This window comes from Streptomyces sp. NBC_01092, assembly GCF_045039535.1.
GTDB lineage: Bacteria > Actinomycetota > Actinomycetes > Streptomycetales > Streptomycetaceae > Streptomyces.
In genome coordinates this window covers 2,619,583-2,646,345 of record NZ_CP108659.1, presented here as the reverse complement: position 1 = coordinate 2,646,345, position 26,763 = coordinate 2,619,583, and the positions used below count along the sequence as shown (strand labels likewise).

The window sequence follows — 26,763 nt, the reverse complement described above, 5'->3', positions numbered from 1 at the left end:
TCTCACACCTCCTCGGGCTCGGTGAGCAGCGGGTACACCCCGTTCTCGTCGTGGTCCTCGCGGCCGGTCACGGGCGGGTTGAAGACACAGATGCAGCGGAAGTCCTTCTTGATCCGCAGCGTGTGCCTCTCGTGGCCGTCCAGGAGGTACATGGTCCCGGGCGTGATCGTGTGCGTCCGCCCGGTCTCGTGGTCGGTCAACTCGGCCTCGCCCTCGACGCAGACGACGGCCTCGATGTGGTTGGCGTACCACATCGACGTCTCCGTACCCGCGTACAGGACCGTCTCGTGCAGCGAGAAGCCGACCTTCTCCTTCGCGAGGACGATGCGCTTGCTCTCCCAGGTGCCGGACGCCGATTTCACATGGCGGTCGGTGCCTTCGATGTCCTTGAACGAACGGACGATCACGGTGTTGCGATGCCTCCTAGGTGGGGGTGTTCAGGGATCTGGCCGCGCCGGTCAGGCGGTCTCGGTGACGGCGCGGGCCAGGACGCGCAGTCCCTCGTCGAGCTCTTCCGGGGTGATGGTGAGGGCGGGGAGCAGCTTGATGACCTCGCTCTCCGGGCCGGACGTCTCCACGAGCAGCCCGAGCTCGAAGGCGCGCGCCGCGACCCGGCCGGCCCGCTCCTTGTCGTGGAACTCCATGCCCCACACCAGGCCGCGGCCCCGGTACTCCTTGACGTCGGCGAGGTTCTCCTCGCAGATGGCGATCAGCCCCTGCTCGACCTGCTCGCCGCGCGCCCGGGTCTGCTTCTCCATCGCGCTGCCGTCGGCCCAGTACATCTCCAGCGCGGCGGTCGCCGTGACGAAGGCGGGGTTGTTGCCGCGGAACGTGCCGTTGTGCTCGCCCGGCTCCCAGATGTCCAGCTCGGGCTTGAACAGGCACAGCGACATGGGCAGTCCGTAGCCGCTGATGGACTTGGACACGGTGACGATGTCCGGGGTGATGCCCGCCTCCTCGAAGGAGAAGAAGGCACCGGTACGGCCGCAGCCCATCTGGATGTCGTCGACGATGAGCAGCATGTCCTGGCGCTCGCACAGCTCGGCGAGCGCGCGCAGCCACTCCGGGCGGGCGACGTTGATGCCGCCCTCGCCCTGCACGGTCTCCACGATCACGGCGGCCGGCTTGTTGAGCCCGGAGCCCTGGTCCTCCAGGAGCCGCTCGAACCACAGGAAGTCCTCGACGGTGCCGTCGAAGTAGTTGTCGAACGGCATGGGCGTGCCGTGCACCAGCGGGATGCCGGCGCCGGCGCGCTTGAAGGCGTTGCCGGTGACGGCCAGCGACCCCAGGGACATCCCGTGGAAGGCGTTGGTGAAGGACACGATGGCCTCGCGCCCCTTCACCTTCCGGGCCAGCTTCAGCGCCGACTCCACGGCGTTCGTGCCGGTGGGCCCAGGGAACATGACCTTGTACGGCAGGTCGCGCGGCCGCAGCACCAGGTCCTGGAAGGTCTGGAGGAAGGCACGCTTGGCACCCGTGGACATGTCGAGCCCGTGGGTGACGCCGTCGCGCTCCAGGTAGTCGATCAACGCCCGTTTGAGGACGGGGTTGTTGTGCCCGTAGTTCAGCGAACCGGCGCCGGCGAAGAAGTCCAGATACTCGTGGCCGTCCTCGTCGTACATGCGGCTGCCCCGGGCACGGTCGAAGACGGTGGGCCAGCCGCGGCAGTAGCTGCGCACCTCGGACTCCAGGGTCTCGAAGACGCTGAGGTCGGGCTGGGTGATGGTCACGACGAATCGCTCCTCGTTGCGTGGGGGGAAGTCAGACGGACAGGGGGCCGATGCGGTACAGGACCTCGGGGTCGTGCGGCCCGTCCGGGAACAGGCTGGTGGGGAAGAGCACCTCGCGCTCCAGCGCGGCCCCGTGCCGCTCGGCGAAGGAGTCGAACAGCCGATCGGATGCGGTGTTGCCGGGGGTGATGGTGGTCTCGACGCTTGTGATGCCGTACTCGCCGCCGACTCGTGCGACGAGCCCGTCGAGCAGCGCGGCGGCGATGCCGCGGCCGCGGTAGGCGTCGTCCACGGCGACCTGCCAGACGAGCAGGGTGCGCGGGCGGTCCGGCCGGACGTATCCGGTGACGAAGCCGACCGGCTCCCCGCGCTCGTCGCGGGCGACGGCCGACGTGCCGGCGAAGTCGCGGCACCACAGCAGATAGCTGTACGACGAGTTGAGGTCGAGGGCTTTGGAGTCTCTGGCAATCCGCCACAGCGCGGCCCCGTCGGCCACCGCCGGACGGTCGATTTGCAGGTCTGCTTGTGCGGCAGTCATGCGAATTGAATTTACCGAGGGAAATTCGAAATTGCATGGCCGTCAGGGGTTACGTGTAGGGCCGGGACGTGTTATCACGCGGGCGTGAGGAAAGCGGTTGAGGCCCTGCGAAACACCCCATTTGCCCCCTTAATACCACACAAACCGGACGTGATGTGGAACGCGTCACAGCCATGTAACTCTCACGAGACCTGCCCGAATTAGTCTGGTTGGTGTTCGCGGAATCTTTGCGTTTAGGTTCGAAGAAAGCGGGCAGAAGACTGGGGGAAGCTGCCCTCGGAATGAATTCCAGAATTACGCCGAATTCAAGCTCCGGTAACGCTGCCGATGTGCTCTCGCAGAGATATCGGGACCCCTACCGCATGCCACCACCGTCCACCGCCCGCAACGCCGCCTCCACATCCACATCCAGCCCCTGCTCCGCCAGCGCGGAACCCAGCGCGGCAAGAGACCCCCGCACGGCCCCCACGGTCGCATCCGCCCCGTAGTGATTGACCCGGACCATCTCCTTGGCCAACGCCCCGCCCCCCGCGGCCAGCGGCAACGCCGGATCCGACGTCAGTGCACGCGCCACGACCTCCGACGCCACCACCCCCGCCGGCACCCTCAGCGTCGTGGCGACCGGCGCCGCGTCCCGGACGTCGTGCACGTACGGCTCAAGCCCCGCGCCCAGTGCCACCGCGGCGGCCCGAGTGGCGAGCGCGGCGGCTCGATGGCGGTCCATCACCGCCTCCGGCCCGTCCGCCTCGATCCGCTCCACGCAGGCCTCCAGCGCCAGCATCTCCAGCTGCGCGGGCGCATGCAGCAGCGCCCCCCGCCCGCCGTCGATCCACCGCTCCTTCCAGTCGAGGAGCGACAGATACGACCGTCGCGGCGCCCGCGGATTCGCCGCCATCCGGGCCCACGCCCGCGCGCTCACCGACACCGCCGACACCCCGGCCGGCCCGCCCATCGCTTTCTGCGCCCCGATGACGCACAGGTCCACGCCCCACGCGTCCGGCAGCACCGGCTCGGCCCCGATCGACGCCACCGCGTCCAGGTAGAACAGCGCCCCGTGCTCCCGCACGACCTCGCCGATCTCCGCAACGGGATTGGTGTTGCCGGTGGCCGCCTCGGCATGCACCAGGGACACGAAGTCGATCTCCGGATGCTCGGCGAAGGCCTCCCGGATCTGGTCCGCCGTGACCGCCGTATGGAAGGGCACCGCCAGATCGATCACCCGCGCCCCGCAGTCCCGCAGCCAGTCCCCGAAGGTCTGCCCGTACGGGCCGGTGATCACGTTCAGCGCGGTCGTGCCGGGCCCGGCCGTCCCCCGGATCGCCCCCTCCAGCGGCAACAGCGCCTCACCCTGCATGATCACGACGTCCTGCCGGGTGCCGAGCAGCCGTGCCACACGGTCCTCGATGGCGGCGAATCGGGCGGCGCTCAGCGGGGCCAGGTCCAGGAAGGGGTGCGTCATGGGCGTGCTCGCTTCATTCTGTGGAGGTCTACTCCGCCGATCTTAGGTTGAGGGACCCCACAGCCATCGGTTTGGTTTGGGTAGCTCAAACTCATCCTTATAATCGGAACTCAAAGTTCCCGCACAGGAGGCTCCCCGTGAAGACGACCCTCGGTCGCCGGACCCGCATTCTGGCCGCCACCACCGCGACGGCCGGGCTGGTGCTCGTGGCCGGCTGCTCCTCCGACGACGACGGCGGCAGCGGTACGAAGACGGCGGCCGGCGGTGTCGAGCTCGTCAAGGCGGGCCAGCTCACCACCTGCACCCACCTGCCGTACCCGCCCTTCCAGTCGGAGATCGACGGCAAGGTGCAGGGCTTCGACGTCTCCCTGATCGACCTGGTCGCCAAGGACCTGGGCGTGAAGCAGGAGATCCTCGACACGCCCTTCGAGAACTTCAAGACGGGCGCCTTCCTCAACGCCGGTGAGTGCGACCTCGCCGCCGCCGGCATGACCATCACCGACGAGCGCAAGAAGAACGTCGACTTCTCCGACCCGTACTTCGAGGCCACCCAGGCCGTCCTGGTCGACAAGAAGAGCGGCATCTCCTCCTTCGCGGACCTCAAGGGCAAGAAGGTCGGCGCCCAGGCGCAGACCACCGGCGAGGACTACGCCAAGAGCAAGGGCCTGGACCCGGTCTCCTTCGAGTCCTCCGACGCCGTCCTCAACGGCCTGCGCACCGGCCAGGTCGAGGCCGTCGTGATCGACTACCCGGTCGTCCAGGGCTGGCTGAAGGACAAGGCCAACGCGGCCGCCTTCGAGGTCGCCGAGCAGGTCAACACCGGTGAGCAGTACGGCGTCACGGTGAAGAAGGGCAACGACAAGCTCCGCGAGGCCATCAACAAGGCGATCAAGGACGCGAAGGCCGACGGCACGTACAAGAAGCTGTACGAGCAGTGGATCGGCCCGTACGACGAGTCCGCCGCCTCTGCGTCGCCCGCCGCCTGATCCCATGGCCGACACGGACGTACAACTCCAGCCGAAGAAAAAGGGCCTGACCCGGCGCCAGAAGCGCCGTCTGTCGCGCGGCATCCAGTACGTCGTCTTCGTCGCGGCCGTGATCGCCTTCGCGGTCGCGGCCGACTGGGGCCGGCTGAAGAACCAGTTCGCGCAGTGGGAGATCGCCCGGGAGATGTTCCCGGACGTCATCACCCTCGCGCTGAAGAACACCGTGCTGTACACCGTGTCCGGGTTCGTCTTCGCCCTGGTGCTCGGTCTGGTGGTCGCGCTGATGCGGCTGTCGTCCGTCGCCCCGTACCGCTGGGTCGCCGGCGTCTACATCGAGATCTTCCGCGGTCTGCCCGCCCTGCTGATCTTCATCTTCATCGGTGTGGCCGTTCCGCTGGCCTTCCCCGGCACGGAGATCGTCGGTGGGACGTACGGCAAGGCCGCCATCGCACTGGGCCTGGTCGGGGCCGCGTACCTGGCGGAGACCTTCCGCGCCGGCATCCAGGCGGTACCCAAGGGGCAGATGGAGGCGGCACGCTCGCTCGGCTTCTCGCCCGCCAGGGCCATGATCTCGATCATCATCCCGCAGGCGTTCCGGATCATCCTCCCTCCGCTGACCAACGAGTTCGTGATCCTCTTCAAGGACTCCTCGCTGGTGCTGCTCCTCGGTGTCACCCTTGAGGAGCGCGAACTGTCCAAGTACGGCCGCGACCTGGCCAGCACGACCGCCAACTCCACGCCGATCCTCGTCGCCGGCCTGTGCTATCTGCTGGTCACGATCCCGCTCGGCTTCGTCGTACGCCGTATGGAGGCGAAGGCCCAGGAGGCCGTGAAATGAGCGAGAGCCATCTCAAGGCCGGCCCGGAGATCGAAGTCCGCGGCCTGCACAAGTCCTTCGGCGACAACGAGGTGCTGCGCGGCATCGACCTGCGGATCAACCAGGGCGAGGTCGTGTGCGTCATCGGCCCGTCCGGCTCGGGCAAGTCGACGCTGCTGCGCTGTGTGAACCTGCTCGAAGAGCCCACCAAGGGCCAGGTCTTCGTCGGCGGCGCGGAGCTCACCGACCCGGACGTCGACATCGACGCCGTACGCCGCGGTATCGGCATGGTCTTCCAGCAGTTCAACCTGTTCCCGCACCTCACGGTGACCGAGAACCTCAGCCTGCCGCAGCGCCGGGTCCTGCGGCGCGACAAGGCGACGGCCGCGAAGATCGCCGCCGAGAACCTGGAGCGGGTCGGGCTGTCGGAGAAGGCGACGGCATACCCGGCCTCCCTCTCCGGCGGCCAGCAGCAGCGCGTCGCCATCGCCCGCGCCCTCGCCATGGGCCCGCAGGTGATGCTCTTCGACGAGCCGACCTCCGCGCTCGACCCCGAGCTGGTGGGGGATGTCCTGGCAGTCATGCGCATGCTCGCCAACGAAGGCATGACCATGATGGTCGTCACGCACGAGATGACCTTCGCGCGTGAGGTCGCCGACCGGGTCGTCTTCATGGACGGCGGAGTGATCGTCGAGGACGGCACCCCCGACCAGGTCATCGGCAACCCGGCCCACGACCGGACCCGCCACTTCCTCTCCCGGCTCCTGGACCCCGCGATGGCCGAAGTCGAGGAGGAGACCTCCGACCAGCTGGGCAAGGGCGACTAGCCCCTCACTAAGGTGCAGGGCATGAGCGAACGCGCGGTGCTGCACGTGAAGGGCCGGGTCCTCGTCGGACCGGACGACGTCCGGGACGAACTGTGGGTCGTCGGCGGACGGATCTCCTACGACCGCCCCGTCGGCGCCCACGACGTCCGCACCGTGGAGGGCTGGGCCCTGCCCGGCCTCGTGGACGCGCACTGCCATGTCGGCCTCGGCGCGCACGGCCCGGTCGGCGACGACGTCGCGGAGAAGCAGGCGCTGGCCGACCGCGACATCGGCACCCTGCTGATCCGTGACGCCGGGTCACCCTCCGACACCCGCTGGGTCGACGACCGCGAGGACCTGCCGAAGATCATCAGGGCGGGCCGCCACATCGCCCGCACCCGGCGCTACATCCGCGGCTACGCGCACGAGATCGAACCGGAGGACCTCGTCGCCTACGTCGCCCAGGAGGCCCGGCGCGGCGACGGCTGGGTCAAGCTCGTCGGCGACTGGATCGACCGCGACCTCGGGGACCTGGCGCCCACCTGGCCGCGCGAGGCGGTCGAGGCGGGCATCGCGGAGGCCCACCGCCTGGGCGCCCGCGTCACCGCGCACTGCTTCGCCGAGGACTCCCTGAAGGACCTGGTCGAGGCCGGCATCGACTGCATCGAGCACGCCACGGGCCTCAACGACGACCTGATCCCCCTGTTCGCCGAGCGCGGCGTGGCGATCGTCCCCACCCTCGTGAACATCGCGACCTTCCCGAAGCTGGCCGACGGCGGCGAGGAGAAGTACCCCCGCTGGTCGGCCCATATGCGCCGGCTCCACGAACGCCGCTACGACACGGTCCGCTCCGCCTACGACGCCGGCATCCCGGTCTTCGTCGGCACCGACGCGGGCGGCACCCTGCCGCACGGCCTCGCGGCGGCCGAGGTGGCGGAACTGGTCACCGCCGGCATCCCCGCCCTCGACGCCCTCGCGGCGGCGACCTGGGCGGCCCGGACCTGGCTCGGCCGCCCGGGACTTGAGGAGGGAGCCGCGGCGGACCTCGTGGTGTACGAGTCCGACCCGCGCACGGACGTCCGCGTCCTGGCGGCGCCCCGCCGGATCGTGCTCAACGGGCGGATCGTCGGCTAACCGCCCGCCCGCTCCGCGAACACCTGCAGGGCGACCTGGTAGCTGTCGAAGGCGCGCGCGGCACCGGCGTACGCCTCGATGTGGATGAACGTCTCCACGATCTCCTCCGGGGTGACCCCGTTGTTCAGCGCGATGCGCAGCTGGCCGCGCAGCGGTTCGAGGGTGCCCAGGGTCGCGGCGATCGTCACGGACACCAGGGCCCGGGTACGGGTGTCGAGGACGTCGGTGCGCGGCCACGCGTCACCGAAGGTGTGCACCGTGGCGAGCCGCTTGAAGTCCGCCCCGTTGGCGGGTTCCCCGGCGCCGGGCTCCAGGAACCGCTCCAGCGGCATGCCGAGCAGCTCCTCGGCCGTGCGCAGCGCCGCGCTGTAGTCCCGCTCTTCGTCGTGGTCGGTCATCATGCTTCCCCTCGCGTCGGGCAGCCGGTTGACGCAGCGTAACCGCGGGGGAACCCGTATCGTTGCCCGCCCCCCTCGTGCGCGCCGACGCCTCCACGTGCGCGCTCGCACAGGAGGGGGTACAGCGGTGACTTCGAGGAACATCCGTGCCCGGTAATTCGAAAAGGTTCACGGGAAACTCACGTTGGAGTGAAGTCGCACCGGAATGCTGACTGTTCACTCTCAGTGCGCAATTCTTGCCGGGTCCCGAGCAAGTCTCCTCTGGGGGTCCCCACCTTGAACGGCAAGAAATTCCGTATGCCCGCACGCCGTCTCGCCACCGTCGCGACGGCCACCGCACTGACCGCGGGTCCCGCGCTGCTGTCCGCCGCCGGCCCCGCGCACGCGACCGGCGACGAGGGTCGCGCGAGCGCGGTCGTGCTGCGCACCGGGCTCGACGTCTCCCTGCTCAACAAGACCGTGAACGTCCCGCTCGCGGTCTCCCTGAACGAGGTACAGGCGCCGCAGAGCGCCGAGAAGGCCACGCTGACGGCGCAGTTGAACGGTGTCGACGGCGGACAGCCCTTCAGCGTCCTGAACGCCGAGGTCGCCACGTCGAAGGCGACGGTCGAAGGCGGCAAGGCCGAGGGGTACACCAACCTCGCCCACGCCAAGGTCCACATCCCCGGCCTGCCGCTGCTGTCGCTCATCGAGGTCGGCAAGGTCACCTCCAAGGCGACCTGCGAGGCCGGCAAGGAGCCCACCGCCTCGTCCAACCTGCTCGGCGATGTCACCGTACTGGGCAAGAAGGTCACGCTGACCGCCGGCGGGACCACGAACGTCGACGTGCCGGGCGTGGGTGAGGTGCGCCTCGACTACTCCAAGACGGAGCAGACCTCGCGTACGGCCGCCGCCACCGCCCTCGAACTCAAGGTCTCCGTCAACCCGTTGAAGCTGAACGTCGCCGAGGTCGAGGGCACCCTGACCCTGGCGAAGGCGACCTGTGAGACTCCGGCCGAGCCCGCCCAGCAGGCCGAGCCGAGCACGGAACCGGTCGGCGACGTGAAGCCCCAGGGCGAGCCCGCCGACGAAGGCCTCGCCGAGACCGGCGGCAACTCCATGACGCCGTACATCGCGGGCGGCGCGGTGGCCCTGCTCGTCGCGGGCGGCGGCGCGGTGGCGCTGGCGCGGCGTCGCAGGAGCTGATCGCGGACGCGCCCCGGGACCGGCGGGGCCGGCTCAGCCCGCCGGTTCCACCGCCCGCTCCAGCGCCCGCAGGAACCCGCTGACCGTCCCCCGGTCCCGCACCGCCAGCCGCAGCCACTCCTCGCCAAGGCCGGGGAAGGTGTCCCCGCGCCGGACCGCGTACCCGAGGTCGCGCAGGCGCCGGCGCACCGCGGTCGCCTCCGGCAGCCGTACGAGGACGAACGGCCCCTCGGCCGGCCCGACGACCCGGAGCCCGGCCGAGGCGAACGCGCCCAGCCCGGCGACGAGATGGGCCCGGTCCGCGGCGATGCGGTGAGCCGCGTGAGCCGCCTCCGCCAGCGCCTGGGAGGACACGCAGGCCTCGGCGGCGGCCAGCGCCGGCGTGGAGACCGGCCACAGGGGCTGGGCGCGCTCCAGGTCGGCCACGGTCTCCGGGGCGGCCAGGACGTAGCCGATCCGCAGCCCGGCCAGACCCCAGGTCTTCGTCAGGCTGCGCAGCACCACCAGGCCCGGCACGTCCGTCCGCCCGGCCAGCGCCTCCCGCTCGCCCGGCACCGCGTCCATGAAGGCCTCGTCCACGACCAACGTCCGCCCAGGACGGGCCAGTTCGGCGAGGGACGCGGCCGGGTGCAGCACCGAGGTGGGATTCGTCGGGTTGCCGATCACCACCAGGTCGGCGTCCTCCGGGACGGCCGCCGGGTCGAGCCGGAAGCCGTCCTCCTCCCGCAGCAGCACCCGGTCGACGGTGTGCCCGGCGTCCCGCAGCGCCGCCTCCGGCTCCGTGAACTGCGGGTGCACGACGACCGGCCGGAGCACCTTCAGCGCGCGGGCCAGCAGCACGAACGCCTCCGCCGCTCCGGCCGTCAGCAGCACCCGCTCCGCCGGCAGCCCGTGCCGCGCCGCCACCGCCGCCCGCGCGGCCCGCCCGTCCGGGTAGGCCGCGAGCGAGCCCAGCGACCCGGCGATGCGCTCGCGCAGCCACACGGGCGGAGTGTCCGCGCGGACGTTCACGGCGAGGTCGACGAGCGCCGAGCCGTCGTCACGGACCTCGGCGTCGCCGTGGTGGCGAAGGTCGTGCGCCTCAGTGTGCATGGGAATGGGCGCCATGGTGGTGGCCGTGGCCGTGGCCGTGTCCGTGGTGATGGTCGTCGTCGTCCGGGTGGAAGTGCGGCTGCTGCGGCAGGCCGACCTTGTCCTCGAAGCCGGGCAGCGCGATGCGGTACACGCACGAGTCGCAGTTCATCCGCAGATCGCCCTTCACGGCCTCCTCGTAGCGCTCCATCACCAGATCGAGCAGCTCCGGCTCCGGACCGATGACGTCCGCCGAGCGCACGTCGATCTCCGGGTGCGCGGCCGCCCAGCCCTCCGTCTGCTGGCGTACGCGATCCGGCAGGATGCCGGTGAACAGGAAGTAGGGGAGGACGACGATCCTGCGCGCCCCCAGCTTCACGCACCGGTCCAGGCCGCTCGGCACGTCCGGCGCCGCCAGCGACACGAACGCCGTCTCCACGCCCGCGTAACCACGCCCCTCCCACAGCAGCCGGGCCGCCTTGTGCACCTCGGCGTTGGCGTCCGGGTCGGTCGAGCCGCGCCCGACCAGCAGGACGGTCACATCGGCCCGGTCCCCGGGCGTGCGCTTGCCTTGCGCGCCGAGGGCCTCGTCGAGCCGCCGCTCCAGGACGGACAGCAGCGACGGATGCGGGCCCAGCGGACGGCCGTAGGTGTAGGAGACCCCGGGGTGGCGCTCCTTCTCGCGGGCCAGCGCGGCCGGGATGTCGCCCTTGGCGTGCCCGGCGGACACCAGCATCAGCGGCACCGCGGCGAACCGCCGCACGCCCTTGTCGACCAGCTCGGTGACGGCCTCGCCCAGCGGCGGCGGGGAGAGCTCGATGAAGCCGCCCGCGACGGGCAGTTCGGGGTGGCGGCGCCCCAACTCCCGTACGAAGTCGCGGAACGCCTCGGCTCCGGCCTCGTCCCGGGTGCCATGACCGGCGATGAGCAGGGCGGGCGGCGGGGTGGTCACGATTTCTCCTCGGAATGCAGATCAGGGTGTGGAACAGGGTGCGAAAGGGGGTGGTACAGCAGGGCGTTGAGCGCGGCGGAGGCGACCGCCGAACCGCCCTTCTCGGACACGTTGCTCACGGCGGGCAGCCCGCTCTCGCGCAACGCGGCCTTGGACTCGACCGCACCGACGAAGCCGACCGGCAGGCCGATGACGAGGGTGGGAGCGGCGTCCAGGGTCAGCAGTTCCTCCAGCGCGGTCGGCGCGTTGCCGATCACCCACAGGGCACCCGGGCCGACCTGCTCGTACGCGAGCCGGATCGCGTGCGCCGACCGGGTCAGCCCCGGGCCGGCCACGGCGTCCTTCAGCCGGCAGACGGTCTCGCGCCGGGTGATCCCGGCGGCCACCATCTCGACGTCGACGACCACGGGCGCCCCGGAGTGCAGCGCCGCGTGCGCCTTCTGGAGGGAACCCTCCTCCATGACGAGGTCGGTGGCGTAGTCGAGGTCGGCGGCCGAGTGGATGACCCGCTCCACGACCGCCCGGGTCAGCGGCGGGAAGTGCGAGGTGTCCAGCCGGGCGCGCAGCCGCCGGTAGGACTCCTCCTCGATCGGATGGACGACTCGGTTCACTTCGCGTCCTCCTGCGATGCCTGCCACCGGTAGCCGCGCGGCGTCACCATGCGCCCGGCGATGTCCCGGGTCGCGGTGTTGCCGACCGTCACGACCGTCATCATGTCGACCGTCGCCGGGTCCAGGGCACCCAGAGTCGTGAGCCGACTGGACTCGTCCGGCCGCGACGCGTTGCGGACGACACCGACCGGCGTCGAGGGCTGCCGGTGCTCGGCGAGGATCGCGAGCGCCTTCGGCAGCTGCCAGTCGCGGCCCCGCGAACGCGGGTTGTAGAAGGTGACCACGATGTCCGCCTCGGCCGCCGCCCGCACCCGCCGCTCGATGACCTCCCACGGAGTGTGCAGGTCGGAGAGGCTGATCGACACATGGTCGTGCCCGAGCGGCGCACCCAGGATGGCGGCGGCCGCGAGGGCGGCCGTCACACCGGGCACTCCGATCACGTCGATGTCGTCGGACGCCTCGGCGAGCGCGGGGGAGGCCATGGCGTACACGCCCGCGTCCCCGCTGCCGATCAGCGCGACGGCCTGACCCTTGCGGGCCTCCGCCACGGCCGTGCGCGCCCGCTCCTCCTCGGCGCCGAGCCCCGACTCCAGGACCCGGGTGCCGGGCCGCAGCAGATCGCGGATCTGGTCGACGTACTGATCGAGCCCGACCAGCACGGAGGCCCGCCGCAGCTCCGCCTTCGCGCGCGGCGTCAGCAGGTCACGGGCACCGGGCCCGAGCCCGACGACCGCGAGCCGCCCGCGCCCGGGCCGCCGTACGACGGCACAGGTCACCATCGCCGGCTGCCCGTCGGCGCGCTGCGACTTCCGCTTCGGTACGAGGAGTTCACCACCGCCGACGAGCGCCGCGGCCTCGGCGACCGAGGGGGTGCCCACGGCGGCGAGGGGCGCGTCGGAGGGGTTGGGGACCTCCACGGCGGCCAACGCGTCGGCTGAGTGCGTCACAAGAGGCACGCCCAGGCGCTCGGCGGCCTCGACGATGCCGGGCTCGTCGGCCTTGGCGTCGACGGTGGCGAGTTCGGCGAGGGACTCGGGGGAGAGGCCGGCGTCGCGGAGGGCCTCCGTGACGAGCGTGAGCACCTCCTCGACCGGCGCGCCCTTGGACGCCCCGACACCGACGACGAGCGACGGCGGACGCAGGACGACCTCACGCTCGGCGGGCTCGACCAGCCGGTCCGTCAGGCGGATCGTGTACGCCCCCTCGGCGCCGACCCGCAGGGGCGGCAAGGGCCAGTCGAGCTCCGCCCTGAGCGCCACCGGCTCACCATCCAGCAGCGCCCGCGAGACCCCGGCCACGTCGCCCGCCACGGGAAACCCGAGCGTGTCCAGACCGGGCACCCCCACGGCATCGGTCGCCGTCGTCACCACGGGCGCGGCGCCCAGCAACTCCCCGACCTCCCGGGCGAGTTCATTGGCCCCGCCGCCGTGCCCGCCGACCAGCGACACGGCGAACCGCCCGCCCTCGTCGACGCACACCACACCCGGGTCGGACGTCTTGTCGCCCAGCAGCGGTGCGACGAGCCGTACGACGGCCCCCGTCGCCAGGAAGCACACGAGCTGCTCGCACTCCGCGAACGCCCGCCGTACGGCGTCCCCGACGGGCCCGTCGTACACGCGCACGCGCTCCGGCCACGCCGCGGCCAGCCGGTCCCGCGCCGCCGCCCCCGCAGAGGTGGCGGAAATGAGGCCGATCACTGAGCAACTCCCTCACGGTCCAGGGGCTTTCTGACACCCCACAACAGGAACACCGGATTCGTCGACGCGAGCCGCGTCACATCCCCCGGCAGCGGCGCGAGCCGCGACGAGTGCAGCAGCACGCCGTCGCACTCGAACCCGGCGCCGATGAGCGCCTCGCGGGCGGCCGGCACCCGGTCCAGCGCCGCCATGGCGATGACGACCGCACGCCGGGCGCGCCGCGCGCACGCGGTGACGATGGCCGGCAGCTCGCGCCCGCCGCCCCCGATGAACACGGCGTCCGGATCGTCGAGGTCGGACAGGACGGTGGGCGCCGCCCCGTGCACGACGCGCACATCGACGCCGTGCGCGACGGCGTTGGCACGGATCCGCTCGACTCCGTCCCGGGTCTTCTCGACCGCGGTGACGGCGGCACCGAGCCGCGCGCACTCCACGGCCACGGACCCGGAGCCCGCGCCGACGTCCCAGACGAGCTCGCCCAGCCGCGGCCCGAGACGGGCCAGCGCGAGCGCCCGTACCTCGAACTTGGTGATCATCGAGTCGCGGTGGGCGAACTCGCCCTCGTCCAGTGCCCACGCGGCGGGCCCGACGCCCACCCCGGCGACCGTACGCACACCACCGAGCGCCCGCGCCGGGTCCAGGCACAGCACCACGTTCACGGACGGACCCCAGTCACGGGCGGCGGCCTCCGCGGGCGTGACCCGCTCCAGCCGCTCATCCTCCGAGCCCAGCGCGGAGGCGACGACGAGCACCCGCGCGTCCGCCTTGCGGGCGAGCGCGGCGCCCAGCTCGGCGGGCCCGGCACCCGGCCCGGTCAGCACCGCCACCTTCGGCCGCGCCCGGCAGACGTTCACCGCAGTACGCAGCTCCCGCCCGTGCGCGCTGACGACGACCGCGTCGTCCCACGGCAGCCCGATCCGCGCGAACGCGGAGGCGACGGAGGACACCCCCGGCCGCACCTGGAGCCGCTCCGACCCGAACCGCTCGGCCAGCACCCGCACGATCCCGAAGAACCCCGGGTCGCCGGAGGCCAGCACGACCACGCGCCGGTCCTTCTCGACGTACTCCGCGATGGTGTCGAGGGCGGGAGCCAGCGCCCCGAGCACAACCTGCTCCACGCCCTCGGCCGGCCGTACGGCGTCCAGATGCCGCCGCCCGCCGACGACCAGCTCGGCCCCGGCGAGGACGTCCTCGGGCAGCGGCGCCCCCGTGCCCGTACCGACGACGGTGATCACGTACTGGCCCCCCGCTCCCGCAGGGCCTTGCGCGCCTCGGGGTCGGCCTTGCGGTACCCGTGGAAGTGGCCGGGGTGGTACAGGTGCGAACGCGTGCCGTGGGCGTCGAGGGCCGGGCCGACCAGGAACAGGGTGTGCTTCCAGAGCTTGTGCTCCTTGACGGTCTCCTCCAGGGTCTCGATGGTGCACCGCACCACGAGCTCCTCCGGCCAGGTCGCCTGGTAGGCGACGACGACCGGTGTGGACGTCGGATACCCGCCCTCCAGCAGCTCCCGCACGAGCTGTCCGCTGCGGGCCGCCGACAGGAAGATTGCCATGGTCGTCCCGTGCTTGGCGAACTCCCGCACCTCCTCGCCGGGCGGCATCGGCGTCTTGCCGCCACCGAGCCGGGTGAGCACGACCGACTGGGCGACCTCGGGGATGGTCAGCTCCCGCTGGGCGAGCGCGGCGACCGCGGAGAAGGCGGAGACACCGGGCACGATCTCGGTCTCGATGCCGATCGAGGCACACCGGTCGAGCTGCTCCTGGGTGCCGCCCCAGAGGGCGGGGTCACCGGAGTGGATACGGGCGACACTGCGCCCTTCATCGCGGGCTCGCTCGTAGACGGCCACGACGTCCTCCAGGGACATGGTCGCCGAGTCGAGGATCTCGGCGTCCTCGCGGGCGTGCTGGAGGACCTCCGCCTGGACCAGGCTGGCCGCCCAGATCACGACGTCGGCCTCGGCGATGGCACGCGCGGCACGGAACGTCAGCAGATCGGCGGCGCCGGGGCCGGCACCGACGAACGTCACTTTGCCGGTGGGGGCTTCGGCCATGGGGATCGGTCCTCTCCTACAGGGGGCGAGCGGGGGTTGGTGTCCGGGCGTGGGGCGGGCAGGCGTCAGAGCTTGCCGCCACGTCCGCCCTCACGCCGGGCGGGTGCGATGAGCGTCGAGAGGTACGGCAGGGGGGCGTCGTCGAGCTCGGAGGCAGGCCGGATGGACTCCTCCGCCAGCCCCAGCGCCGACCCCCACACCGCGTCGCCGATCCGCCCGGTCTCCCGCAACGCCTCGGCGACCTCGGCCGCCTGCCGCCCGAACTTGTAGGCGACGACCGTGCCGGGCCCGGCGAGCGCGTCCTTGAGCACGGCCGATCCGGCGGTGACGGGCACGAGCGTGAGCGGCTCGGTCCCCTCGGTGAGCACGGCCCCCGAACGGGCGGCGAGGTCCTGCATGGCGGTGATGCCCGGGACGGTCTCCACGAGGGTGCCGGGAGCCGACTCGCCGATGGTCTGCGCAAGATACGTGAAGGTGGAGTACACGTTGGGGTCACCGATGGTGGCGAAGGCGACGACGTCATGCACCTCCAGCAGCTGGGCGACCCGCTCACCCGCCGCGTCCCAGGCGGCCTCGCGCCGAGCACGGTCGGTGCGCTCATTGAGCGCGAACACGATCCGTACGACCTTCTCCGCGGGCACGTAGTGCAGCACGGTCGCCTCGGCCCGCCCGCGCTCTCCGGTGTCCATGACCGGCACGACCACGACATCGGCGGCCCGCAGAGCATTGACGCCCTTGACGGTCACCAGCTCCGGATCGCCGGGACCGACCCCGACTCCGATCAACCTGCTGCTGCTCATGACGTCCGGCACCTCTCGACGAACCGACGGGCGACACCGGGCTCCGAGGCCCAGTGCGTATGCAGATAACTCGCGTGCACGCCCTGCTGTACAAAACCTTCGACCCGCCGAGGGGGCGTACGCACACCCCAGGCAGGCGCCGCCCCCGAGCCCGGCTCGACGACGGTCCGATGAAACTCGTGTCCGCGCATCCGCGTTCCGGCGGCGGCGAGGGAACTGTCGCTGACGGCGACCGCGTCCCGGTACCCGAGCGTGAGCCGTTCGCTCATCCGCGCGCTCGCGTCGAGCACTCCGCACATGGGCTGCCCGTCCAGCTCCCGGCACAGATACAGCAGCCCCGCACACTCGGCGGCGACGGGAGCCCCGCTCTCCGCGAGGGCGGCGACGGCCTTGCGCAGGGGTTCGTTGGCGGACAGTTCGGACGCGTACACCTCGGGGAAACCGCCCCCGATGACCAACCCGCTCGTACCGTCGGGCAGTTGCTCGTCCCGAAGCGGATCAAAGACGACGACCTCGGCACCGGCGGCGGCAAGCAGCTCGGAGTGCTCGGCGTAGGAGAAGGTGAAGGCGGGCCCGCCGGCGACAGCAACTCTCACACCATCCAGCCCGTCTGGGGGTCCCCCCTCTGGGGGAGTTTGAGGACGAGGCCCTTCGGGCCGAAAGCGGGGGTCTGGGGGCGCAGCCCCCAGGGTCGGGACGGGAAGGGGCGGCGGGGGCGCTGCATCCATCAGCGGCTCCGCCGCGGGAGCCAAGACCTCAGCCACATCCCAAGCCGCACCCGACACCACACCCGCACTCCGCGCCAGCCCCAGCAACCCCTCCAGATCACACCCGGCCTCGACCTGCGCCCTCATCGCCGCCACGGCCTCGACAGCGGCAGCGTGCCGCTCCGCAACCGGCACCAACCCCAGATGCCGAGACGGCGTATCCACCTGAGCCACCCGCCGCAGGACCCCCAGCACAGGCACCCCGGCCGAGTCCAACGCCTCCCGCAGCAACTCCTCATGCCGATCGGACGCGACCTTGTTCAGGATCACGCCACCGACCCGCACCTCCGGATCCCAGGACGCGAACCCGTGCACCAGCGCAGCCACAGACCGCGACTGCGACGAGGCATCGACCACCAACACCACCGGCGCCCGCAGCAACTTCGCCACGTGAGCGGTGGAAGCCAGTTCACCTTCCCCCGCAGCCCCGTCGTACATCCCCATGACACCTTCGACGACGGCGATGTCGCACCCACGAGCCCCGTGCGAGAACAACGGCCCGATCAGCTCCGGCCCACACAGATACGCGTCGAGATTCCGCCCCACCCGCCCGCTCGCGAGCGCGTGATACCCGGGATCGATGTAGTCCGGCCCGACCTTGTGCGGAGACACGGCAAGCCCCCGCGCGGCGAACGCGGCCATCAACCCCGTGGCAACGGTGGTCTTGCCGCTCCCCGACGAGGGCGCGGCAATGACCAGCCGAGGGACGGAAGCACTCACCACTCGATGCCTCTCTGGCCCTTCTGACCGGCATCCATCGGGTGCTTGACCTTGGACATGTCGGTCACGAGATCGGCGAGGTCGACAAGCTTCTCGGGCGCGTTCCGCCCGGTGATCACGACATGCTGCGTCCCCGGCCGATTCCGCAACACGTCGACGACCTCATCGGTGTCCACCCACCCCCAGTGCATCGGATAGGCGAACTCATCGAGCACATACAGCTTGTACGTCTCGGCCGCCAGATCCCGCTTGACCTGCTCCCAGCCCTCGCGAGCCTTCTCCTCGTTGTCCATCTGGGCATCCCGCTGGACCCAGGACCACCCCTCACCCATCTTGTGCCAGTCGACGGACCCGCCCTCACCACTGGCCCCGAGCACCCGCAGCGCGTTCTCCTCGCCGACCTTCCACTTGGCCGACTTCACGAACTGGAACACCCCGATGGGCCAGCCCTGATTCCAGGCCCTCAGCGCAAGCCCGAACGCGGCGGTCGACTTGCCCTTGCCGATCCCCGTGTGCACGACCACCAGAGGCCGATTACGCCGCTGACGAGTCGTCAGCCCATCGTCCGGCACCACACTCGGCTGCCCCTGAGGCATTACGCGGCCCTCCTCTGTACGTCCTTCACCAGCCCGGCAATCGAGTCCGCCCGCAACTCGTCCAACGTCACAGCCGTACCCCCGAGCTCACCCGCGAGCTGCCCGGCCAGCCCCAGCCGCACGGGCCCGGACTCGCAGTCCACGACCACGGAGGCGACCTCCTCGGCCGCGAACAACCGAGCCGCCCGCCCCGCGAGCGCCACCGGCTCGGGCCCACCCGTGGCCCGCCCGTCGGTCACCAGCACCACCAGGGCCCGCCGAGCCGGATCCCGGAGCCGCTCGACCCGCAGCACCTCATGGGCCTTCAACAGCCCGGCCGCGAGCGGCGTACGCCCCCCGGTCGGCAGTGACTCCAGCCGAGCCGCCGCCGCATCCACCGACGACGTCGGCGGCAGCGCCACATCGGCGGCCGACCCCCGGAACGTCACCAGGCCCACCTTGTCCCGCCGCTGATACGCGTCCAGCAGCAGCGACAGCACGGCCCCCTTCACGGCGCTCATCCGCTGCCGGGCCGCCATCGACCCGGAGGCGTCCACGACGAACAGCACGAGATTGCCCTCGCGCCCCTCCCGCACCGCCTGCCGCAGATCGTCCCGGCGCACCACAAGGCCGCGCCCCGACCGCCCCCGGGCCCGCTGATGCGGCGCCGCCGCCTGCACGGTGGCCGCCAGGTGCAGCTTGGTGAGCGCCCCCCGGGGCCGCCGCGCGCCCGTCGTCCGACCGTGCTCGGTCCGCGCCCGCGAACGCCGCCCGGCGGCACCCTCACCGATACCCGGCACGCTCAGCACCTTCGTCCGGAAAGGTTCGGCGGCCCGTACGGGAGTCTGCTCCCCGGCCCCGGAAGCCTGCGGCTCCCCGTCCTCGCCGGCCTCCGGACGCGCACCGGATCCACCACCACTGCTGTCCGGCCCGTCGGACGGCGGCTGCCCGCCACCTCCACCGGGCCCGTCCGGGTCGGGATCCTCGTCGCCCTCGCCGCTGAACTCCTCCAGCGTCTCGTCGAGCTTGTCCTCGTCCAGACCCGGCGCGTCGAAGGGATTGCGGCGCCTGCGGTGCGGCAGCGCGAGCAGGGCCGCCTGCCGCACGTCCTCGGCGAGCACATCCGTCCGCCCGGCCCACGCGGCCAGCGCGGTGGCCGTACGGGCCATCACGATGTCGGCCCGCATCCCGTCCACCTCGAAGGCGGCGCAGGTCGCCGCGATCTGCCGCAGCGCCCCGTCACCGAGCCGCACCGACGGCAACAGCTCCCGCGCCGCCACGATCCGCGCACGTACGGCGGCTTCCTCGTCCGCCCACCGCGCGGCGAAGGCGCCCGGATCGTCGTCGTACGCGAGCCGCCGCCGCACGACCTCCACCCGCTGGTCGGGCTCCCGCGAGGCCGCGACCTCGACGGTCAGCCCGAACCGGTCGAGCAACTGCGGCCGCAGCTCGCCCTCCTCGGGGTTCATCGTCCCGACGAGCAGGAAGCGGGCGGCGTGCCGGACCGACACACCCTCGCGCTCCACATACGACGCGCCCATCGCCGCCGCGTCCAGCAGCAGGTCGACCAGGTGGTCGTGGAGGAGGTTGACCTCGTCGACGTAGAGGATCCCGCGGTGGGCGTCGGCGAGCAGTCCCGGCTCGAAGGCCTTGACGCCCTCGGCGAGCGCGCGCTCGATGTCCAGGGCGCCGACCAACCGGTCCTCGGAGGCACCGACGGGGAGTTCGACCATGCGGGCGGGGCGTGCCGTGCCCGGCCCGGACTCGTGCGGCCCGTCCGGGCACGCGGGGTCGGGAGAGGCGGGGTCACAGGAGAAGCGGCATCCGGCGACCACAGGGACCTGGGGCATCAGCGCCGACAGCGCCCGTACGGCCGTCGACTTGGCCGTGCCCTTCTCGCCGCGCACCAGCACACCGCCGACCGCCGGTGACACGGCGTTCAGCAGCAGCGCGAGCCGCAGGTCGTCCTGGCCGACAACGGCCGTAAAAGGGAAGGGAGTTGTCACTTGTCGTCGCCCTCCAAGTCGCCTTCCAGCTCCAGGTACGTGGCGCGCAGCCGCTCCAGCGTGTCGGCGTCCGGCTCGGCCCACAGCCCGCGGTCGGCGGCCTCCAGGAGCCGCTCGGTGACGCCGCGCAGCGCCCATGGATTGGACTTCTTCATGAAGTCCCGGTTCTCCGGGTCGAAGACGTACTCGGCGCTGAGCTTCTCGTACATCCAGTCGTCGACCACGCCCGCCGTGGCGTCGTACCCGAACAGGTAGTCCACGGTCGCCGCCATCTCGAAAGCGCCCTTGTAGCCGTGCCGGCGCATGGCCGCCATCCAGCGCGGGTTGACCACCCGGGCGCGGAACACGCGGTGCGTCTCCTCGCCAAGCGTGCGGGTCTTCACCTGGTCCGGTACGGCGGAGTCACCCACGTACGCCTCGGGGTTGGTGCCGGTCAGGTGCCGCACCATGGCGACCATGCCGCCGTGGTACTGGAAGTAGTCGTCGGCGTCGACGAGGTCGTGCTCGCGCGTGTCGACGTTCTTCGCGGCGACCGCGATCCGCTTGAACGCCGTCTCCATGTCCCCGCGCGCCGCCCGCCCGTCGAGCCCGCGCCCGTAGGCGTAGCCGCCCCAGACGGCGTACACCTCGGCCAAGTCGGCGTCCGAGCGCCAGTTGCGGGCGTCGATCAGCGGCAGCAGACCGGCGCCGTACGCGCCCGGCTTGGAGCCGAAGATACGGGCCGTCGCGCGCCGCCGGTCACCGTGCTCGGCGGTGTCCGCGTCGGCGTGGGCCTTCACGAAGTTCTGCTCGGCGGGCTCGTCCAGCTCGGCGACCTTGCGCACGGCGTCGTCGATCAGGCCGACGACATGCGGGAACGCGTCCCGGAAGAAGCCGGAGATACGGACGGTGACGTCGATGCGCGGGCGCCCGAGCTCTTCCAGGCCGATGATCTCGAAGCCGGTCACCCGGCGCGAGGCGTCGTCCCACACCGGGCGGCAGCCCAGCAGCGCGAGGATCTCGGCGATGTCGTCGCCCTGGGTGCGCATCGCGGACGTACCCCAGACGGTGAGGCCGACGGACTTCGGGTACTCACCCGTGTCCTGGAGGTACCGCTGCACCAGCGAGTCGGCGAGCGACTGCCCGACCTCCCAGCTCAGCCGGGACGGGATGGCCTTGGGGTCGACGGAGTAGAAGTTCCGGCCGGTGGGGAGAACGTTCACCAGTCCGCGGGTCGGCGACCCGGACGGGCCCGCCGGAACGTAACCGCCGTCGAGTGCCTTGAGGATGTGGCCGATCTCGTCGGTGGTCCGCGCGAGCCGCGGCACGACCTCGTTGCAGGCGAACTCCAACACGGCCACCGCTTCGGGGAGTTCGAAGCCGAGGACGTCACGGATGAGAGCACGGCTGTCGTCGGCCGCCCAGGCACGGGACTCCATCCCCTCCGCGATCCGCCGGCACAGCTGCTCCAGCAGGTCGATCGCGTCGGCGGCCGTCCGGGACGGGCCCTCGACCAGGTCGCTCAGCTCGACCGGCACCTTCAGCGGCGCACCCGGCTCGGCGAGCAACTCCTTCTCGACCAGACCGAAGTGAGCGGCCAGCGAGGCCCGCAGCCCCGGCAGCGCGTTCGCCTGCCCGCCCCACACCTGCGAGGCACGCAGCACGGCGAGGACCAGGTTCACGCGCGGCTCGCCGACCGGGCCGCCGCCCAGGATGTGGAGCCCGTCGCGGATCTGCACGTCCTTGATCTCGCACAGATAGCCGTCGATGTGCATGACGAACTCGTCGAAGGCGTCATCGTCCGGCTGGTCGTCGACATGCAGGTCGTGGTGCAGCTCGGCCGCCTTGACCAGCGTCCAGATCTGCGCGCGCACGGCCGGCGCCTTCGTCGGGTCCAGGTCCGAGACCAGCGCGTACTCGTCGAGGAGCTGCTCCAGCTTGGCCAGGTCGCCATAGGTGTCGGCGCGGGCCATCGGCGGCACGAGGTGGTCGACGACGGTGGCGTGGCCACGACGCTTGGCCTGGGTGCCCTCGCCGGGGTCGTTGACGATGAAGGGGTAGATCAGCGGCAGGTCGCCGAGGACGGCGTCCGGAGCGCAACCACCGCTCAGCCCCAGCCCCTTGCCCGGCAGCCACTCCATCGTGCCGTGCTTGCCCATGTGGACGAGGGCGTCGGCGCCGAACGAGTTCTCCAGCCACCGGTACGCCGCCATGTAGTGGTGCGACGGCGGCATGTCCGGGTCGTGGTAGATCGCGATCGGGTTCTCGCCGAAGCCGCGCGGCGGCTGGATCATCACGACGACGTTCCCGAACTGGAGGGACGCGAGCACGATGTCGTCCCCGTCGACGTACAGCGAGCCGGGCGGCTCGCCCCACGCCTCGGTCATCGCGTCCCTCAGCTCCGGGTCGAGCTTGTCGAACCACGCCTGATAGTCGGCCAGCGGCACGCGCGCGGGCGCGGCGGACAGCTGGTCCTCGGTGAGCCACTCGACGTCGTGCCCGCCGGCCTCGATGAGCCGGTGGATCAACTCGTCGCCGTTGTCGGGGTACTCGGTGACGCCGTACCCGGCCGCCTTGAGCGCGTCCAGGACCCGTACCGCCGACGCGGGCGTGTCCAGGCCGACCGCGTTGCCGACGCGGGAGTGCTTGGTCGGGTAGGCGGTGAAGACGAGCGCGAGCTTCTTGTCCTCGTTCGGCTTGTGCTTCAACCGCGCGTGCCGTACGGCGATCCCGGCGACGCGCCCGGCCCGCTCCGGGTCGGCCACGTACACGGGTACGTCGTCCGGGCCCTGCTCCTTGAAGGAGAACGGGACGGTGATGAGCCGCCCGTCGAACTCCGGGATGGCGACCTGCATCGCCGCGTCCATGGGGGAGAGCGCGGCGTCGGAGTCGTCCCAGGCCGCGCGGGACGACGTCAGGCAGAGCCCTTGCAGCACCGGCACGTTGAGGTCCGCGAGCGCCCCGATGTCCCACGCCTCCTCGTCGCCGCCCGCCGAGGCCTGCGAGGCGTGCGTGCCGCCCGCGGCGAGGACGGTGGCGATGAGGGCGTCGGCCTTGCCGAGGATCTCGTACAGCTCCGGGTCCGCGCCGCGCAGCGAACCGCAGTACACGGGAAGGGCGTTGGAGCCGTGCGCCTCGATCGCGTCGCACAGGGTGTCCACGAACGCGGTGTTGCCGCTGAGCTCATGGGCCCGGTAGAAGAGCACGCCGACGGTCGGGCGGCCCTCCTGGAGCGTACGGTCGCCGTGGACGCCGTACTCCGGCATCTTCTGCGGCTCGACGAACCCCTCGCCCGTCAGCAGCACGGTGTCGGAGAGGAACCGGGCCAGCTCGGTGAGGTTGGCGGGGCCGCCCTCGACCAGGTACTTCAGCGCCTCCGCCACGACACCGGCCGGCACGGACGACTCGGCCATCAGCTCCGCGTCCGGCACGGCCTCGCCGCCCAGCAGGACGGTGGGGATGCCGGAAGCCTTGAGCTTGGCCAGCCCGTCCTCCCAGGCCCGCTTGCCGCCGAGCAGTCGTACGACGGCGAGGTCCGCGCCGTCGAGGAGCGCGGGCAGCTCGGCCTCGACGTCCACGCGGGTCGGGTTGCCGATCCGGTAGTCGGCACCGGAGGCGGCCCTGGCCGCCAGCAGATCCGTGTCGGCGGTCGACAACAACAACACTGTGCTCATGCGGGCGCTCCCGGTGGAATGAAAGGCAGTCCTTGCGGCGCGCCCGACTCGATGAGCCGCCAGAGCGCGTCCGTGTCCGCGTGCTGTTCGATCAGGTCGCCGAGCCGGTCGAGCTGCTCCTCGCGCAGCGCGGCGAACGACGTGTCCGGCGCCGGCACGAAGCGGCGGCCCGCGGCGGCGGCCACCTCGCGCAGGAAGGCCCGCCGGAAGCCGTCCGACTCCAGCGAGCCGTGCCAGTGCGTGCCCCAGGTCTGGCCGACCCGGCAGCCGTCGAGGAATGGCCGGCCTCCGCTTATTTCGGCGACCCCGTGATGGATCTCGTACCCCTCGACGGGCTCCCCGAGGGCTTCGCCCACCGGCCGCGTGAGGGTCTTCTCGCGGGCGAACCGGACGCGGACGGGCAGGATGCCGAGCCCTTCGACGTGCCCGCGCCGGCTCTCGATGTCGTCCTCGATGTGCTCGCCGAGGACCTGGAAGCCGCCGCAGATCCCGAGGATCGGGCGCTGCTCGGCGGCCCTGCGGGCGAGAGCATCGGCGAGCCCGCGCTCCCGCAGCCACTCCAGCGCGCGGACCGTCCCCCGGGTCCCCGGAATGACGACGAGGTCGGCGTCGGCCAGCTCCTCCGCCCGGTCCACGAACCGCACGACGACGCCGGGTTCGGCGGCGAGGGCGTCGACGTCCGTGAAGTTGGACATGAGCGGGACGGCACAGACGGCGACGCGCAGCACGTCCTCCCCGAGGGGCGGGGCGACGTTCGACTCCCGGACCGTCCCGCGCAGGGCTGTGTTTGATTTGAAAGAGGGCCGCAGCCCGTCCTCCTCGTCGATGCCGAGGCCGTGCTGGAAGGGGAGGACGCCGTAGGTGTGGCGTCCGGTGAGTTCGTGCAGCATGTCGAGCCCCGGCTCCAACAGGCTGACGTCCCCCCGGAACTTGTTCACCAGAAACCCGGCGACGAGCGCCTGATCCTCGGGCGAGAGGAGGGCGACGGTCCCGAAGAAGGAGGCGAACACGCCACCGCGGTCGATGTCACCCACCACCAGCACGGGCAGCCCGGCATTGCGGGCGATCCCCATGTTGACGATGTCGGTCCGCCGCAGATTGATCTCGGCCGGAGAGCCGGCTCCCTCACAGATCACCGCGTCATACGTGCCCCGCAATTCGGCGAGACAGTCGAGCACGGTCCCGAGCAGCTTCTGCTGCCGCCCGCCGTGATACCCGCGTGCGCTGAGCTCACCGACGGGCTTCCCCAGCAGCACGACCTGACTGCTCTGCTCGCCGCCGGGCTTGAGCAGCACGGGATTCATGAGCGCGGTCGGCTCGACACGACAGGCCTGCGCCTGCATGGCCTGCGCCCGCCCGATCTCGGCACCTTCCCTCGTCACGAACGAATTGAGGGACATGTTCTGCGCCTTGAACGGCGCGACCTTGACCCCCTGCCGCACCAGCCACCGGCAGATTCCCGCGGTGACGACGCTCTTGCCGGCGTCGGAGGTGGTGCCGGCGACGAGGAGACCACCGCCCGTCATGAGGGACGTCCCTTCGCGATGAGGCGCGCGGCGACACAGACGCCGAGCGCCAGCAAGCTGACACGCTTCGACAGCCGTACGGCCCGTTCCACGTCGTGGGTGCCGACGGCCCGCCCGTCCGTGTTGAGCACGGGCCGGTGCTCGACCCTGCCGCCGTACGACAGCGTCCCGCCGAGCCGCACCCCGAGGGCGCCCGCGAACGACGCCTCGACGGGCCCGGCGTTGGGGCTCGGGTGCTTGGCGGCGTCGGCGCGCCAGGCCCGTACCGCTCCCCGGGGATCGCTCCCGGCGACGGCGGCGAGTACGGCGGTCAGCCGCGCCCCCGGCCAGCCGGCCAGGTCGTCGAGCCGGGCCGAAGCCCATCCGTAGCGCCGGTACTTGGGTGACTTGTGCCCGACCATGGCGTCGAGCGTGTTCACGGCCCGGAACCCGAGCAGCCCCGGCACCCCGCCGACGGCCCCCCACACAAGGGCCCCCACGACGGCATCGGAGGTGTTCTCGGCAACGGACTCGACCACGGCCCGCGCGATCCCGTCCGCGTCCAGCGCCTGCGGATCCCGCCCGCACAGATGCGGCAGCCGGGCACGGGCGCCCTCGATGTCCCCCGCCTCCAGCGCTCGCCCGATGACGCGGGCCTCCCGGGCCAGCGAAGTCCCCCCGACGACCGCCCAGGTGGCGGCGCCGGTCAGCGCGACGGAGGCGACGGGAGAGGGACGTACCGCACGAGCGGCGAGCGCTCCTGCCGCCACGGCGCCACCGGTGCACACGGCGGTGTGCACCGCACCCCACGCGCGGTCGTCGCGCCACAACACCCGTTCCACGGCGCCGGCAGCCCGTCCGAACGCGGCGACCGGATGCCCCCGACGAGGGTCGCCGAGCAGCAGATCACCGAGAAGTCCGGCGGCGGCGCCGTACGCGAAAACGCGATCGGCTCGCATCGGGGTCAGCCGATCGCTGGGTCAGACGAGGGTCTGCTACTGCATGTCGATCGGCAGGCGAGCATGGCGTTATGTCCTCACTCAGGGTGTCCGCGCCCTGGTACGACGAGACCGGCGGCGAGAGTTCCTGGCTCCCGGGGCTTTCTACCCCGGTGACAGTGGCGGGACCGCGCCGGATTCACACCGGCTTCCTCTTCTGCCGCCGTACTTGGCCCCGGCAGTCCACCACGGGGTTGGAAGGGGCGTCAACTTGCCGTTGACCTGCGAGGGAAGAGTGTGCGAAGGCCCACACAGCACTGAGGTGCGGGACGGTGATCCGTCCCGCACCTCGGGTGTTTCAGGTG

At 71.6% G+C, this 26,763-nt stretch carries 23 protein-coding genes and 1 riboswitch; of the genes, 5 read left to right on the top strand and 18 right to left on the bottom strand.

Annotated elements, in window-relative coordinates; translation table 11 throughout:
* Nucleotides 1-2: 2 nt before the first annotated feature.
* The 4 genes from OG254_RS11685 to OG254_RS11670 all read right to left on the bottom strand — a co-directional run bounded on the left by OG254_RS11685 (nt 3) and on the right by OG254_RS11670 (nt 3,727).
* Entirely contained in the window at nt 3-407 is a 405-nt protein-coding gene (locus OG254_RS11685; RefSeq protein ID WP_351195061.1) for an ectoine synthase, read from the bottom strand.
* A gap of 51 nt (nt 408-458) precedes the next feature.
* Nucleotides 459-1,730, bottom strand: a complete 1,272-nt coding sequence (gene ectB, locus OG254_RS11680) for a diaminobutyrate--2-oxoglutarate transaminase (protein ID WP_351195060.1) — start codon at nt 1,728-1,730, stop codon at nt 459-461.
* 31 nt (nt 1,731-1,761) lie between these two features.
* Nucleotides 1,762-2,268: a diaminobutyrate acetyltransferase gene (ectA, locus tag OG254_RS11675; RefSeq protein ID WP_147996784.1), complete on the bottom strand. Its 507-nt coding sequence runs from the start codon at nt 2,266-2,268 to the stop codon at nt 1,762-1,764.
* 355 nt (nt 2,269-2,623) lie between these two features.
* A complete protein-coding gene (locus OG254_RS11670) occupies nt 2,624-3,727 on the bottom strand; it encodes a pyridoxal-phosphate-dependent aminotransferase family protein (RefSeq protein WP_405580308.1) in 1,104 nt (367 codons plus the stop codon).
* 137 nt (nt 3,728-3,864) lie between these two features.
* Between OG254_RS11670 and OG254_RS11665 the strand changes: the two genes are divergently transcribed.
* From OG254_RS11665 to OG254_RS11650, 4 genes are read left to right on the top strand one after another with little or no spacing between them, the layout of a single operon-like run.
* Nucleotides 3,865-4,713: a transporter substrate-binding domain-containing protein gene (locus tag OG254_RS11665; RefSeq protein WP_405580305.1), complete on the top strand. Its 849-nt coding sequence runs from the start codon at nt 3,865-3,867 to the stop codon at nt 4,711-4,713.
* Nucleotides 4,714-4,717: 4 nt separating this feature from the next.
* A complete protein-coding gene (locus OG254_RS11660; RefSeq protein WP_405580302.1) occupies nt 4,718-5,551 on the top strand; it encodes an amino acid ABC transporter permease in 834 nt (277 codons plus the stop codon).
* On the top strand, nt 5,548-6,357 hold the full coding sequence (locus tag OG254_RS11655; RefSeq protein ID WP_405580300.1) for an amino acid ABC transporter ATP-binding protein: 810 nt from the start codon (nt 5,548-5,550) through the stop codon (nt 6,355-6,357). Before OG254_RS11660 ends, OG254_RS11655 begins: the two co-directional genes overlap by 4 nt.
* 21 nt (nt 6,358-6,378) lie before the next feature.
* The gene (locus OG254_RS11650; protein WP_405580298.1) at nt 6,379-7,470 is read left to right on the top strand and encodes an amidohydrolase family protein; all 1,092 of its coding nucleotides are present in this window, start codon (nt 6,379-6,381) and stop codon (nt 7,468-7,470) included.
* On the opposite strand, the gene OG254_RS11645 is transcribed toward OG254_RS11650, so the two are convergent.
* Complete coding sequence (locus tag OG254_RS11645; RefSeq protein WP_405580296.1) at nt 7,467-7,871, bottom strand: carboxymuconolactone decarboxylase family protein; 405 nt, start codon at nt 7,869-7,871, stop codon at nt 7,467-7,469. The two genes, OG254_RS11650 and OG254_RS11645, sit on opposite strands and share 4 nt — an antisense overlap.
* A 273-nt stretch (nt 7,872-8,144) precedes the next feature.
* Between OG254_RS11645 and OG254_RS11640 the strand changes: the two genes are divergently transcribed.
* A complete protein-coding gene (locus tag OG254_RS11640; protein ID WP_405580294.1) occupies nt 8,145-9,053 on the top strand; it encodes an SCO1860 family LAETG-anchored protein in 909 nt (302 codons plus the stop codon).
* A 33-nt stretch (nt 9,054-9,086) separates the two neighbouring features.
* On the opposite strand, the gene cobC is transcribed toward OG254_RS11640, so the two are convergent.
* From cobC to OG254_RS11575, 13 genes are all read right to left on the bottom strand, one after another.
* A complete protein-coding gene (gene cobC / locus OG254_RS11635) occupies nt 9,087-10,145 on the bottom strand; it encodes an Rv2231c family pyridoxal phosphate-dependent protein CobC (RefSeq protein ID WP_405580292.1) in 1,059 nt (352 codons plus the stop codon).
* The gene (locus OG254_RS11630; RefSeq protein ID WP_405580289.1) at nt 10,135-11,076 is read right to left on the bottom strand and encodes a sirohydrochlorin chelatase; all 942 of its coding nucleotides are present in this window, start codon (nt 11,074-11,076) and stop codon (nt 10,135-10,137) included. The genes cobC and OG254_RS11630 overlap by 11 nt, the downstream gene beginning before the upstream one ends.
* Nucleotides 11,073-11,687, bottom strand: a complete 615-nt coding sequence (locus tag OG254_RS11625; RefSeq protein ID WP_405580287.1) for a precorrin-8X methylmutase — start codon at nt 11,685-11,687, stop codon at nt 11,073-11,075. Before OG254_RS11625 ends, OG254_RS11630 begins: the two co-directional genes overlap by 4 nt.
* On the bottom strand, nt 11,684-13,384 hold the full coding sequence (gene cobJ / locus OG254_RS11620) for a precorrin-3B C(17)-methyltransferase (RefSeq protein ID WP_405580284.1): 1,701 nt from the start codon (nt 13,382-13,384) through the stop codon (nt 11,684-11,686). The genes OG254_RS11625 and cobJ overlap by 4 nt, the downstream gene beginning before the upstream one ends.
* Nucleotides 13,381-14,619: a precorrin-6y C5,15-methyltransferase (decarboxylating) subunit CbiE gene (gene cbiE, locus OG254_RS11615; RefSeq protein ID WP_405580280.1), complete on the bottom strand. Its 1,239-nt coding sequence runs from the start codon at nt 14,617-14,619 to the stop codon at nt 13,381-13,383. The genes cobJ and cbiE overlap by 4 nt, the downstream gene beginning before the upstream one ends.
* Entirely contained in the window at nt 14,616-15,434 is an 819-nt protein-coding gene (gene cobM / locus OG254_RS11610) for a precorrin-4 C(11)-methyltransferase (RefSeq protein ID WP_405580277.1), read from the bottom strand. The genes cbiE and cobM overlap by 4 nt, the downstream gene beginning before the upstream one ends.
* Before the next feature lie 65 nt (nt 15,435-15,499).
* On the bottom strand, nt 15,500-16,246 hold the full coding sequence (gene cobI / locus OG254_RS11605; protein ID WP_405580275.1) for a precorrin-2 C(20)-methyltransferase: 747 nt from the start codon (nt 16,244-16,246) through the stop codon (nt 15,500-15,502).
* Entirely contained in the window at nt 16,231-17,721 is a 1,491-nt protein-coding gene (locus OG254_RS11600; protein WP_405580272.1) for a cobyrinate a,c-diamide synthase, read from the bottom strand. Before OG254_RS11600 ends, cobI begins: the two co-directional genes overlap by 16 nt.
* Complete coding sequence (gene cobO, locus OG254_RS11595) at nt 17,718-18,317, bottom strand: cob(I)yrinic acid a,c-diamide adenosyltransferase (protein ID WP_280852287.1); 600 nt, start codon at nt 18,315-18,317, stop codon at nt 17,718-17,720. Before cobO ends, OG254_RS11600 begins: the two co-directional genes overlap by 4 nt.
* Nucleotides 18,317-20,302, bottom strand: a complete 1,986-nt coding sequence (locus OG254_RS11590; protein WP_405580270.1) for a putative cobaltochelatase — start codon at nt 20,300-20,302, stop codon at nt 18,317-18,319. The genes cobO and OG254_RS11590 overlap by 1 nt, the downstream gene beginning before the upstream one ends.
* Nucleotides 20,299-23,955, bottom strand: coding sequence for a cobaltochelatase subunit CobN (gene cobN / locus OG254_RS11585; RefSeq protein ID WP_405580267.1), 3,657 nt, complete (start codon nt 23,953-23,955; stop codon nt 20,299-20,301). The genes OG254_RS11590 and cobN overlap by 4 nt, the downstream gene beginning before the upstream one ends.
* The gene (locus tag OG254_RS11580; protein WP_405580264.1) at nt 23,952-25,481 is read right to left on the bottom strand and encodes a cobyric acid synthase; all 1,530 of its coding nucleotides are present in this window, start codon (nt 25,479-25,481) and stop codon (nt 23,952-23,954) included. Before OG254_RS11580 ends, cobN begins: the two co-directional genes overlap by 4 nt.
* Nucleotides 25,478-26,419, bottom strand: a complete 942-nt coding sequence (locus OG254_RS11575; RefSeq protein ID WP_405580261.1) for a cobalamin biosynthesis protein — start codon at nt 26,417-26,419, stop codon at nt 25,478-25,480. Before OG254_RS11575 ends, OG254_RS11580 begins: the two co-directional genes overlap by 4 nt.
* Before the next feature lie 98 nt (nt 26,420-26,517).
* Nucleotides 26,518-26,661: riboswitch (cobalamin riboswitch) on the bottom strand.
* Between the last annotated feature and the right edge of the window lie 102 nt (nt 26,662-26,763).